The organism is Dolichospermum sp. UHCC 0406 (assembly GCF_009712025.1).
Lineage (GTDB): Bacteria > Cyanobacteriota > Cyanobacteriia > Cyanobacteriales > Nostocaceae > Dolichospermum > Dolichospermum lemmermannii.
The window spans coordinates 1-11,740 of the sequence record NZ_VILA01000015.1 but is presented as its reverse complement, the minus strand read 5'-3'; the positions used below and the strand labels follow the sequence as shown (position 1 = coordinate 11,740).

General features: G+C 38.3%; 11 protein-coding genes and 1 rRNA gene. 5 read left to right on the top strand and 7 right to left on the bottom strand.

Going from position 1 to position 11,740, the window contains the following annotated elements; all coding sequences use genetic code 11:
- Positions 1-106: 106 nt before the first annotated feature.
- Positions 107-1,009 carry an alpha/beta hydrolase gene (locus tag FJR09_RS13405; protein ID WP_168653158.1) on the top strand — a complete coding sequence of 301 codons (903 nt, stop codon included), beginning with the start codon at positions 107-109 and terminating at the stop codon, positions 1,007-1,009.
- 87 nt (positions 1,010-1,096) lie between these two features.
- Here FJR09_RS13405 and FJR09_RS24450 read toward each other — a convergent pair whose 3' ends face one another.
- The 3 genes from FJR09_RS24450 to FJR09_RS13390 all read right to left on the bottom strand — a co-directional run bounded on the left by FJR09_RS24450 (position 1,097) and on the right by FJR09_RS13390 (position 2,189).
- The gene (locus FJR09_RS24450; protein WP_015079484.1) at positions 1,097-1,465 is read right to left on the bottom strand and encodes a hypothetical protein; all 369 of its coding nucleotides are present in this window, start codon (positions 1,463-1,465) and stop codon (positions 1,097-1,099) included.
- A 113-nt stretch (positions 1,466-1,578) separates the two neighbouring features.
- Positions 1,579-1,815 carry a DNA-directed RNA polymerase subunit omega gene (locus FJR09_RS13395; protein ID WP_015079483.1) on the bottom strand — a complete coding sequence of 79 codons (237 nt, stop codon included), beginning with the start codon at positions 1,813-1,815 and terminating at the stop codon, positions 1,579-1,581.
- A 20-nt stretch (positions 1,816-1,835) separates the two neighbouring features.
- Entirely contained in the window at positions 1,836-2,189 is a 354-nt protein-coding gene (locus FJR09_RS13390) for a hypothetical protein (RefSeq protein ID WP_235081973.1), read from the bottom strand.
- 144 nt (positions 2,190-2,333) lie between these two features.
- Here FJR09_RS13390 and FJR09_RS13385 point away from each other — a divergent pair, with 144 nt between their 5' ends.
- Positions 2,334-3,122 carry a TIGR01548 family HAD-type hydrolase gene (locus FJR09_RS13385; protein ID WP_168653157.1) on the top strand — a complete coding sequence of 263 codons (789 nt, stop codon included), beginning with the start codon at positions 2,334-2,336 and terminating at the stop codon, positions 3,120-3,122.
- A 74-nt stretch (positions 3,123-3,196) separates the two neighbouring features.
- Positions 3,197-4,582, top strand: a complete 1,386-nt coding sequence (locus tag FJR09_RS13380) for a cytochrome P450 (RefSeq protein WP_168653156.1) — start codon at positions 3,197-3,199, stop codon at positions 4,580-4,582.
- 238 nt (positions 4,583-4,820) lie between these two features.
- Here FJR09_RS13380 and FJR09_RS13375 read toward each other — a convergent pair whose 3' ends face one another.
- Positions 4,821-6,107, bottom strand: coding sequence for a glycosyltransferase (locus tag FJR09_RS13375; protein ID WP_015079479.1), 1,287 nt, complete (start codon positions 6,105-6,107; stop codon positions 4,821-4,823).
- A 157-nt stretch (positions 6,108-6,264) separates the two neighbouring features.
- On the opposite strand from FJR09_RS13375, the gene FJR09_RS13370 reads away from it, so the two are divergent.
- Positions 6,265-6,738 carry a TspO/MBR family protein gene (locus FJR09_RS13370; protein WP_015079478.1) on the top strand — a complete coding sequence of 158 codons (474 nt, stop codon included), beginning with the start codon at positions 6,265-6,267 and terminating at the stop codon, positions 6,736-6,738.
- A gap of 119 nt (positions 6,739-6,857) precedes the next feature.
- Here the strand turns inward: FJR09_RS13370 and FJR09_RS13365 are convergent, their stop codons facing one another.
- The 3 genes from FJR09_RS13365 to glyQ form a co-directional block, all read right to left on the bottom strand.
- A complete protein-coding gene (locus FJR09_RS13365) occupies positions 6,858-9,212 on the bottom strand; it encodes a ComEC/Rec2 family competence protein (protein WP_015079477.1) in 2,355 nt (784 codons plus the stop codon).
- A gap of 106 nt (positions 9,213-9,318) precedes the next feature.
- Entirely contained in the window at positions 9,319-9,804 is a 486-nt protein-coding gene (locus FJR09_RS13360) for a DUF4079 domain-containing protein (protein WP_015079476.1), read from the bottom strand.
- Positions 9,805-10,008: 204 nt separating this feature from the next.
- Positions 10,009-10,887, bottom strand: coding sequence for a glycine--tRNA ligase subunit alpha (glyQ, locus tag FJR09_RS13355; protein WP_015079475.1), 879 nt, complete (start codon positions 10,885-10,887; stop codon positions 10,009-10,011).
- A 309-nt stretch (positions 10,888-11,196) separates the two neighbouring features.
- Here glyQ and FJR09_RS24700 point away from each other — a divergent pair.
- A 16S ribosomal RNA gene (locus FJR09_RS24700) occupies positions 11,197-11,740 on the top strand; the annotation flags it as partial.

Sequence of the window (11,740 nt, the reverse complement as noted above, 5' to 3'; positions counted from 1 at the left end):
TTTAGAGAAATTATCTGTATTTCTTCCTACAGTTAGAAGCAATTTTATCTACAATATACGTTAATGAGCTAGTAGCTTACTGGCGAAGGAAGTAAAAATTAACTTTATGATTGATCACAGCGACACAATTGCATCTCGTCAAGAAGGCAAATTTCCAGGTGTGGGTGGACTTGATTTGTATTACCAAAGCTGGCATCCTGGAGGTGAAGTTAAAGGAATCTTAGCCATTGTCCATGGACTCGGAGGACACAGCGGACTTTACAAGACCATAGTTGAGCATTTGTTACCGAAAGAATATGCTATCTATGGTTTTGATTTACGTGGTCACGGACGTTCATCTGGTCAAAGAGGTTATATTAATACCTGGGCAGAATTTCGTAATGACTTGCAAAGTTTCCTCAATTTGATTCAACAACAACAACCAGGATGCCCAATTTTTCTATTGGGACATAGTATGGGGGGAGTGATTGCATTAGATTATACTCTTCATTATGTACAAAATAAATCTGAGTTGTCAGGTGTGATTGCTTTTGCACCCAGTATTGGTCAAGTAGGAGTACCGCTGAGTCGTGTAGTTTTAGGTAAGTTACTCTCCCAGGTGTGGCCGCGTTTTTCCTTGAATATTGGTTTGGATTTTAGCGCAGGTTCACGAGATCAGAAAATTTTAAATTCCTATACTCAAGATAAATTACGCCATACTCTCGCTACTGCTAGGTTATCTACAGAGTTTTTTACTACAGTAGATTGGATTCATACTCACGCTGAAAAATGGCAAATACCTCTATTAATTTTACATGGTGGTGCTGATAGAATCGCTTTACCAGCAGGAAGTGCAACTTTTTATCAAAATGTTACCTATCCAGACAAGTTAAGAATTGAGTACCCTGGAGGCTATCATGATTTACACTACGATATTAATTATGTTGAGGTAATCACTGATTTAGTTAATTGGATGGATAAACATTTACCTGCTGTGGTAGTACCATTAAAATCAGTGAATAATCAATAATAGGCGGTAAATAATTTAAAATAGAGATGTTCCAAATAACGTCTCTATAAGAATTTCAAAAAATACACATTGATATTTCATAGATGTCTAATGGCTAGGAATACGAAATAGATAAAAGCCAGCAAGTGTAAAAATGAAAATCGTAGTTGCAGAATAAACAATTACATCTTTCACTAAAAAGGAAATCCAATCTTTTCTCAATTCTTGTTTAAACTTGAGTTCTCGTAATTTACGCTCAAGCTCTATATCTTCTTTATCAGGTAATCTGGTATAAGGACTAATCTCTAAATCATCAATCAATTCTTCTGTAGCATTTGCATTTTGCCAATTATCTAATGGAGAATTAGAATCAGCCAAGACAATTGGCAAATTATCCTGATTTTGATTTTTGATCTCTTTTCTAATTACCTTTTTGACAATTTTGACGATTAAAGCTTCTAAATTTTTATCCGCCATATCTAGTAAAGTAAAATATTTTAATCATGAAGACTCAAAATAAATTAGTATTTTCTTCATTATCCAAAATACCGCCAAACCCTTTACAGGTATGACGGTGATTAGTTTACCTTTTATAGTTCCCCAATAATTTCTGGCTGATTTAATTCATCAGACATTTCGATAATTGCTCTGAGAACAGGCTTCATTATGGAATCTTCGTTATTTTCAAAATCTTCATAACGTCGCCGTTTAGCACGATTTGCAACTTGTACCGTAATGCGATAGCGATTTGATGCAGCACTAATTAATTCTTCTGCACGGTGCATGATTTGAGACTGAGTTGTCTCGAACTTAGAACGTTTAAGCATAATTGATAACTCTGGAGATTCTATCCCAGTTTACTCGGATTTTTCAATTTTAGAGATGGAAAGGAAAATGATCCTTGGGAAATTTGCCTAACTAAGAGAATCAAACTAAGAATTTGGCGCATTTGTTGAATTTGCTGTTTAAGTATTTGGTTCTCTAATCGGAGATTGCGAATTTTTTCTTTACCGATATAAATATTATCTGGTACTGTATGTAGGGCTGCATAACTAGCACGTTCATATTGATTAAATGTATCTGTTATAAATGCTAAAGTATCTTTTGCTTTTCGTAATTGTTGAGCTAGATAAAGGAGCATGAGGGAAATAAGGATATTAATCAGGACAACGATAGTTACCATTTTTATGTTGTTTGCCACTGATTTAATCAAAATTGTAGGTCTATTATATCAGCATTGTCACTTTTTATCTGGGGATCTTTTTTATTTTGAGGCATGACGCTGCTGAAAAAATCAAATAGGATTACTATAGAATTTTATAATTATCCTTTGCCAATTTCTTCCATGACCGAAAACACAAAAGCAATAGTTATATTTGATATAGACGGGGTTATCCGTGACGTGAGCGGTTCATATCGTCGCGCTATCTCCGATACAGTAGAGTATTTCACTACCCAAGCCTATCGTCCCACACCTGTAGACATTGATAACCTCAAATCTGAAGGAATTTGGAATAACGATTGGGAAGCCTCCCAGGAATTAATTTACCGTCATTTTATCAGTCAAGGACAGCAGCGACAAGAAATACAATTAGATTATGCCAACATAGTTACTTATTTTCAAAGCCGTTATCGCGGTACAGATACCAAAAATTGGAATGGCTATATTTGTCATGAACCTTTATTAGCACAGCCGAGTTATTTTGAAGAGTTAACAAAATCTGGTATTGCTTGGGGTTTTTTTAGTGGTGCTACTCGTTTGAGTGCTAACTACATTTTAGAAAAACGTTTGGGTTTACAATCTCCTGTTTTAATTGCTATGGAAGACGCACCTGGTAAACCAGATCCGACTGGACTTTTTGCTACTATTAATATATTAGAAAATGGTAGTAATCAAAAACCAACAGTTGTATATGTAGGTGATACGGTAGCAGATATGCACACTGTGGAAAAAGCAAAAGCTGTAGATAATTCTCGGACTTGGTTAGGTGTAGGAGTTTTACCTCCCCATGTTCAGGAAACAGTGGAAGGATGTGAAGCTTATACACAGAAGCTAATACAAGCTGGGGCAAAGATAGTATTGAATAATGTCCAAGAATTAACAATTAGGACAATTTCTAAATTAGAATTGTGATCTCATTCAATGAGATTTTTTTTCATTACTTACCCGATATTCATTTAATTTGTAATCATAGGAAATTCATCAAAATGTCTAATTTCAAACTACCTGATGGACCAAAAACCCACCCTTGGATACAGACATATCAATGGTTAAAAGATCCTTTGGGATATATGGAAGAATGTGCTAAAAACTATGGTGATATTTTTACTTTGAGAGTTGGTCCAGTTTTCACTCCGCAGATATTTATTAGCAATCCTCAAGCAATTCAACAGATTTTCACCACAGATACCAAACAGTTAGATTCTGGTGAACCAGCAGGAGTTAAAGCCCCTTTATTGGGAAGACAATCTTTATTAGCATTAGAAGGGAAACCTCATCAACGTCAACGTAAATTATTAACTCCTCCTTTACATGGAGAAAGAATGTTGGCTTATGGTGATTTAATTAGCGAAATTACTCAGCAAGTTACTAATAAATGGCAAATTGGACAAACATTTAATATCCTTTATTCTATGCAAGAAATCTCTTTTGAAGTGATTTTAAAAGCTGTATTTGGTTTACAGGATGGCTCACGTTATGAGCAATTGAAGACATTATTATTAAAGATTCTCAATCCTGAAAAACCTTTTTTGCGAGCCATGATGTTAGTTTTTCCATTCTTGCAAAAGGATTTAGGTGCGTGGAGTCCTTGGCACAAATTCTTACAGTTAAAAGCTGAAATTGACGAAGTTATCTATGCGGAAATTAAGGAACGTCAAGAAAAACCCGATTCATCTCGCAGTGATATATTATCTTTGATGATGGCTGCTAGAGATGAAAATGGTCAACCTATGAGTGATGTTGAATTACGAGATGAATTGATTACTTTATTGATAGCTGGTCATGAAACTACTGCAACTTCTTTAACATGGGCGCTTTATTGGATTAATCATGTCCCACAGGTACGAGCAAAATTATTGCAAGAATTGGATAATTTAGGTGAAAATCCAGATGCAAATGAGATTTTTAAATTACCCTATTTAAATGCTGTTTGTTCAGAAACATTGCGAATATATCCGGTGGCCATGTTGGCTTTAAATAGATTGGTAAAATCACCCTTTGAGTTGATGGGTTATAATTTAGAAGCAGGAACTATTGTTATTCCTTGTATTTATCTCACTCATCATCGAGAAGATTTATATCCTGATTCTCAACAGTTTAAACCAGAGCGTTTTTTAGAACGGCAATTTTCTCCTACTGAGTTTGTACCTTTTGGTGGTGGAAATCGTCGCTGTATTGGCATGGCTTTTGCTTTATTTGAAATGAAACTTGTCTTGGCAAATGTGCTATCTAATTGGAATCTAGAATTGGCTGATACTCAACCAGTACAACCGGCACGGAAGGGGGCTTTATTGGGTCCATGTGGGGGTGTGAAAATGATTGTGAAGGGGAAAAGAGAGAAAAATCAGCCTATTTTGCAAAAAGCGCGTTAGTTCAGGGTAGAGTTTTTTAGTAAAATAACCTGTTGTTAGGGAAGCATTTACCATGAAAGACGTTTTAAGTTTGACATACGAAATTATAGAAGGAAATGGTTATGTTCTCATTCCTGATGTGTTAAGCCCAACGCAGGCAGAAGAAGCTAGATCAATGGTACTTACTGACTTGGATTAGAATTCAAGTCAGCTTTGTTTGAAGATATTCAAAGAATTAGGGCAGATACTTGGAATTAGATCAAGATTCCTTTATTGTCGCTAAAACAGGCTTACCAGTAGATACAGCCTGTTCGACAATATCAATTGCTCGCTTTGTTCCCCCTGATTTCTGAATTGCTGCTTGCAACCTAGCAGCATTCTTTTGATAAGAATCTTCCGTCAACACCTTTTTAATAGCAGTCCGCAAATTATTAACATTAACTTTCTTCACAGGAATAGCTTCCCCACATCCTGACCAAACTATCCGCGAAGCTACTCCTGGTTGGTCATTAGCAATGGGAATAGCTACCATTGGTACACCATTCGTTAAACATTCCAATGTGGTATTCATTCCTGCATGAGTAATAGTTAAATCTGCTTTTTCTAATAATTGTAATTGTGGTGCATAACGAACCACTAAAGGATTTCCTGCTATTCCTTCGAGAACTTCAGGATTAGCCGAACCACCCAAAGAAATTACTAATTGTGCATCTAACTCTTGACAAGCTGCGGCAATATTCTGGAAAACTGGTAACAACCGATTTTGTAAAGTTCCCATTGAAGCATAAATTAAGGGTTGTCCTGTTAATTTATCAAAGGGAAAATCAGCAACTTCCCTACCAGTTGCACTATGATATGGTCCGGTAAAATGAAAGCAATTAGGTAAATTTTGTCGAGGAAATTCTAATTCAGCAGGTTGTTGACTAATTTGAGCTAGTTGAGAATAACGTTGATTTGGGTCAAAGTATGCAGGTAAATTTTTATCTCGACGATAGCTTTCTATTAATTCTGTGATAGGTCGAGTAGCCCGATTTAATAATTTATAACCTAATTTATTACGCAGTTTTGCCCACAAAGCTGGACTATAAGACCAATTTGTCATGAAGGGGGGAACACTTGGCTCTCGATTTAAAACTACAGCACTACAAACAGTAATAAAGGGAAGACCAGAAACATCTGCAATAGTCCCTCCATAGGACATAGTTTGATCTATTAATAGTGCTTCTATACCTGCGTCTTTGATAGCTGTTGGGGCATCCCTGAAGGTAACATTAGTAATATCTCTAAAAATAGAGATGGTATATTTTAGTGCTTTCTGTCCGCTTAATTCTCCTAATTTATCAAAAGATGCTTTTGCTGAACCCAGGGGACATTCAGATTCACCAATAACTTGAAATTCTAAACCGGCTGCTTGTGCTTTGGATTGGGCATCAGGAATACCAATTAAGGTAACACGATGTCCACGCTGTTGTAGTTCTTTTCCCAGAGGTAGTATTGTGTTCCAATGTCCAGTTGAGGCGGGACACATTAAGCCATAATGAGTCATAATCGTGTTTTCTCCTTATTTATAATGATATATACCAGAAAACTGCCCCATAGATTCAACGCAGATCACTGTAGTAGGTTTGGATCTATGTTCATAATACTTTACTAGTGTAATATCATTGCGTCAGACTTTCCCCGAAGTCAACACTAAGGAAATAATGATTAAATCTTGGATGATAATTGGCAGTATCGCATTCTTAGTAGGCTTTATCGGTAACTGGATTACACCCAACCAGAGCCAATGGTTTCGGCATTTACAAAGACCCAAATGGTTAACCTTTGAATCAGTAATTCCCCTGATTTGGACTATAATTTTTATCTGTGGTGCTTGGTCAGCTTACATCATTTGGGAACACAGCCCAAATACTGATATAACCCGTTTAATGATGGGTTTGTACCTACTACTAGAGATATTTACTATAGCTTACAGCCCTGTAATGTTACGTTTTCGCAGTCTCATCGCTGGTACAATCCTCGGTGGTACAGGATTACTCATTTGTCTGTTAATCACACTTGCAGTCTTATCAGTATCCTTCTGGGCAGCATTACTATTATTGCCCTATTTACTTTGGAGTCCCATAGGTACATACACCACATGGCAAATGAGTCGTCTTAATCCCCAAGATGCTTAAGCAGAAAAGTTGAAAGTCTCTTTGTGTTTGACTTTCAACTTTTGATAATAGATTATATCTCTTTCTTCCTTTGCGTCTTTGCTCCTTAGCGTCTTTGCGCGAAACAAAATCAAGATTTATTACAAAACAGAAGATTTATTTTCTGTCGTCTGAATGAAAGTTTGAAAATTCCCATTGGGTGTCCATTGAATTGCACCATCTTTGCCAGTCGAGAAAAGTTTTGTTTCTCCTTTACTCAAAGAAGATAATACTTTACTATCTAGATTATTAGCAGGAGCAATCGCTATTTGTGGTTTGAGTGCTAAAACTAAATCCTGCAAAGATTCTGATGGACACCATAACACCTGGGGAGAAGATAAATCCCCACTCTTAATCAATTCTGCAATTTGTTGAGACTTAATATTTCCTACCAATAACCAATTCTGATTAAAAATCTGTAACTTTAAAATCGGTACTTCATCATTAATTAATTGTGCTGTAATTGTCGGATTATTTATAGATTGACCAACTGCTAAATTTTGATAGATTCCTTGCTGTTTTTGCAGTTCCTTTTGTAGTAATTGAGTTGTAATATTGTCTGCTAACTTAGGAGTATATTCGTATAAATTCTTAATTGGTAAACTTTGCATAATTTCCAACCAAGCATCATTGGTATAACCAGGAAACTTACTAGCGATCGCCCAATTAATCTGATTTATTCCTTGCTGCCTTAAAAATGGTAAAATAGTAAATCTACCAGTCCCTTCATTCCCCCCATTAATGACCGTAATATTCCCCCGATCTTGAATTACTAAAACAGGTTCATTTTTAGTATCTAACAAAGTAATTCTCACCAAATTATTAGCAGAATGCCAACTAGGAACAAGTATCAAACCAACTGCAATTAAACCTGCAAACCACCAACGTTTTTGCCACCATTTAACTAACCAAACTAAAATAATTAAAAGATAGATAGTCAACATTTGCCAAATTGATATACTACCAACTGGTATCTGGCTTCCTGGTAAATGATCGAAAAATTCCACCATTTGAATTAACCAATGGGTGGGATAATATAAAAAACTGGCTAAAGTGCCACCTAACTCTGGTGAAATTAAACTTACCAAACCGCTAATCATTCCCCCAATACTAATCACAGAAATAAATGGTGTCGTCAAAATATTGAGAGGCACACTATAAACTATAATCACACAAGCAAAATCCAGCAATCGAGGTAAAGTCCAAATTGTAGCTGCTAAAGGTACAGAAATTAAAGAAGCGATCGCAGGAGGTAGCCAATCTAAACGTTGAGTAATAGATGATGCAGTGACAACCAATCCCAAAGTCGCTAAAAAACTCAATTGAAAACCTAAATTCCAAATCCACAAAGGATTAAACAACAATAATAAAGTAGCCGCTATTAACAAAGACCCCAACTGCTTAACATTTCTTTCCAAAGCCAAACCCAGCAAAGCCGCAAAACCCATAATTTCCGCTCTTAACACCGCAGGTTCAAAACCTACTAAAAACAAAAACACAATTAAACTCAAGCCACCCAGGGTAATCTGCGTCGCTTTATTTGTACGTCTTGTTAGCTGTAAAACTACACCTAAAATTAGAGAAGTTTGAAACCCAGATGCAGCCAAAGCAGGAGCTAAACCAGTCCTGACAAATAAATCCCGGATATCATAAGGTAAATCAACGGCTTTACTACCTAAAACCATTGCACTGACAAGGGGACCTTCAGGAACACCTAATAAACGAGCTTGCGATCGCCCAATTTTCTCACGAACTTGCCACCATCCCCAAGGACGTTCATCATCAAGAATATTAATCTGTCTACCAATTAAACCCGCAAAGGTCCCCTCCTGCCGCAGATATTTCTGAAAATCAAACCCACCAGGATTGGAAGCCGCAGTCGGTTTATACAAAAATCCAGTCACCGCAATTTGTTGTCCAGGATATAACCCAGTAGATTGGAGTATCGGTACAGTCACATATAACCTACCCGTCACCCCCTTGCTACTCCCTAGAGATCCTGTAACACTCTTAACTTCATCCAACTGAGTCACTGCTAACCAAAATTGTCCCCGTTGACTACGAGTTATCCGGGGATTACTATCCACCAAACCGCGTACAATTACCAATTGTTCAAGATTACTATTATCCCCAGCCGCAAATTGACTAATATCTTTGATTCCCGGTTGAGGGACTCGGAATTGTAAATAAACAGTAGCCAAAAAACCCACCACACCAGCTATTAACCATATTCTAGGATGGGGAGTACCTGCCCAGTTATTAACTACTGTTTTCTGTTTCGCAACGGCATTTTCTTTTTTGAGAGCAAATTGCCGCAAATTAGCATATATGCGGCGAAACAAAACCGCTCCCACCACACCCAATAGCAAAATCCATATACCGCCCCAGGGAATTGCGGTAAATAGCAAACCCAAAATATAACTAAGACAGATAATTATTCCACTCGTCTGCATCATAAATCAAAATAATTGCCAAAGCGCCCAAACCAGAAAATATAGCATCAATATTTAACTTGCTTTGGAAAGATATAATTTATCTTTGGTGACTTTGGCAATAATAACATCACAAAGAAATGCCTAAATTTAACCCTAATACAGCATGAACAAACATAATCAAAAGAGTTGTAGACCCTAAATAAGCATGAACTGCACGCAAACCAGCTTTATTTCCAAAAAATCCACTTAGAGAAATTACACCATTAATTAACAACAGTATTAGTACCAGTGAACCCGTCCAAAAATGAGGACTTTCAAACAGTGGTTTTTGCTGCATCACTAAAGATAAAATCCCACCAGTATAGCCACCTGCCAAAAATACAAACAACCAAGGAGCTAATTGACGATGAGCATTACGGCTTTGAATAGCTGCATCCTTATCCTTCCCCTCCAGCAACTTTCCGCGCCAACCCGTCACCCCCACAAAAGTCCCTACCACAAAAATCACAATTCCCATCATCGCTGGATGTCCCCAATGCACAACCGCTTCAGGAACACCTAGAGAACGAAACCAACCCGCAATCGGTTCTAAAACTTCACTTACATTTATCATCTGACACACACCACAATTGTTAACATCAACATCTGCAACCCTCCTACACTGGAGGGGTGAAAAATTTGGCGTTGCTGATAGCCTGCGTGACGAAGCCATATTTAAATATGAATTCTTTGGCTTTCATGTTTAAAACTCTTACCTTTGCGACTTTGCGCCTTTGCGTGAGCTTATTCATACTTCAATTAGGCAACGCCAAAAATCTTATCTTACGGTATCTTTCAGCAACGGAAAACCCAACTTTTCCCTTTGCTCAACATATAAATGAGCCACCTTTCTAGCCAAATGTCGAATCCTGGTAATGTAACGAGTCCGTTCCGTCACCGAAATTACCCCTCTGGCATCCAGCAAATTAAAAGCATGAGAACACTTAATTACATAGTCCAAGCTAGGTAAAACCAATCCTCGCTCTGTTAATTGAGTAGCTTCCTGCTCATATAAGCCAAACAAAGTCAGCAACATCTCAGGATTCGACGCTTCAAAATTATAAGTACACTGTTCAATCTCACCCTGAAGATGAACATCACCATAAGTAATGTTATCGGTCCACTGAATCTTAGTAATAGCCTCTACCTGCTGGAGATACATCACCAATCGCTCCAACCCATAAGTAATCTCAATAGATACAGGACGGCAATCAATACCGCCACATTGCTGGAAATAGGTAAATTGAGTAATTTCCATCCCATCTAACCAAACTTCCCAGCCAGTACCCCAAGCCCCCACCGTCGCATCTTCCCAATTATCCTCCACAAACCGAATATCGTGGTCTTCAGGACGAATCCCTAATGCCCGTAAAGAATCCAGATAAATTTCCTGAATATCATCCGGTGAAGGCTTAATCAAAACCTGATATTGATAATAATGCTGAAACCGATTCGGATTTTCGCCATAACGTCCATCAGTAGGACGACGACAAGGTTCAACATAAGCCACAGCCCAAGGTTCAGGACCCAAAGCCCTCAAAAAAGTATGGGGATTCTTAGTACCCGCGCCCTTCTCCATATCATAGGGCTGGGCAATCAAGCAGCCACGCTGTCCCCAAAACTGATGCAATACCGCTATTACCGACTGAAAATTCACTATCTACTCTTCCTTGAGTCAACAATTCCTAACCTATTGTGGACTAAACCCAGCATAGTAAGCAGTTTTCAGACAGAACGAAAAAACAAATTCCAAAATAGTTTGAAAAAGTAGTTGACAAACCAAAGCAGGTTCGATATATTAAATAAGTGCCTGAAGCGAAGCGAAACAAACGCCGCGCCTAAGTCGCACCGAACCTTGAAAATATTATAGTTTGAAAGCCAGAATACAACAAGTACCCTGCGTCAGAAAAAGAAAATAACCTGACCGTGGTTGTAAAAACGGTTAAGAAAGAGCTACAGACGAACCAAAATGGAGAGTTTGATCCTGGCTCAGGATGAACGCTGGCGGTATGCTTAACACATGCAAGTCGAACGGAATCTTTAGGGATTTAGTGGCGGACGGGTGAGTAACGCGTAAGAATCTACCTTCAGGTTGGGGACAACCACTGGAAACGGTGGCTAATACCGAATGTGCCGAGAGGTGAAAGGCTTGCTGCCTGAAGAAGAGCTTGCGTCTGATTAGCTAGTTGGTGGGGTAAGAGCCTACCAAGGCGACGATCAGTAGCTGGTCTGAGAGGATGATCAGCCACACTGGGACTGAGACACGGCCCAGACTCCTACGGGAGGCAGCAGTGGGGAATTTTCCGCAATGGGCGAAAGCCTGACGGAGCAATACCGCGTGAGGGAGGAAGGCTCTTGGGTTGTAAACCTCTTTTCTCAGGGAAGAAAAAAAATGACGGTACCTGAGGAATAAGCATCGGCTAACTCCGTGCCAGCAGCCGCGGTAATACGGAGGATGCAAGCGTTATCCGGAATGATTGGGCGTAAAGGGTCCGCAGGTGGCATTGTAT

Excerpts from the sequence above, each read along its gene's own strand:
- FJR09_RS13405 (WP_168653158.1), top strand. The coding sequence starts at position 107 with ATGATTGATCACAGCGACACAATTGCATCTCGTCAAGAAGGCAAATTT.
- FJR09_RS24450 (WP_015079484.1), bottom strand. The coding sequence starts at position 1,465 with ATGGCGGATAAAAATTTAGAAGCTTTAATCGTCAAAATTGTCAAAAAG.
- FJR09_RS13395 (WP_015079483.1), bottom strand. The coding sequence starts at position 1,815 with ATGCTTAAACGTTCTAAGTTCGAGACAACTCAGTCTCAAATCATGCAC.
- FJR09_RS13385 (WP_168653157.1), top strand. The coding sequence starts at position 2,334 with ATGACCGAAAACACAAAAGCAATAGTTATATTTGATATAGACGGGGTT.
- FJR09_RS13380 (WP_168653156.1), top strand. The coding sequence starts at position 3,197 with ATGTCTAATTTCAAACTACCTGATGGACCAAAAACCCACCCTTGGATA.
- FJR09_RS13375 (WP_015079479.1), bottom strand. The coding sequence starts at position 6,107 with ATGACTCATTATGGCTTAATGTGTCCCGCCTCAACTGGACATTGGAAC.
- FJR09_RS13370 (WP_015079478.1), top strand. The coding sequence starts at position 6,265 with ATGATTAAATCTTGGATGATAATTGGCAGTATCGCATTCTTAGTAGGC.
- FJR09_RS13365 (WP_015079477.1), bottom strand. The coding sequence starts at position 9,212 with ATGATGCAGACGAGTGGAATAATTATCTGTCTTAGTTATATTTTGGGT.
- FJR09_RS13360 (WP_015079476.1), bottom strand. The coding sequence starts at position 9,804 with ATGATAAATGTAAGTGAAGTTTTAGAACCGATTGCGGGTTGGTTTCGT.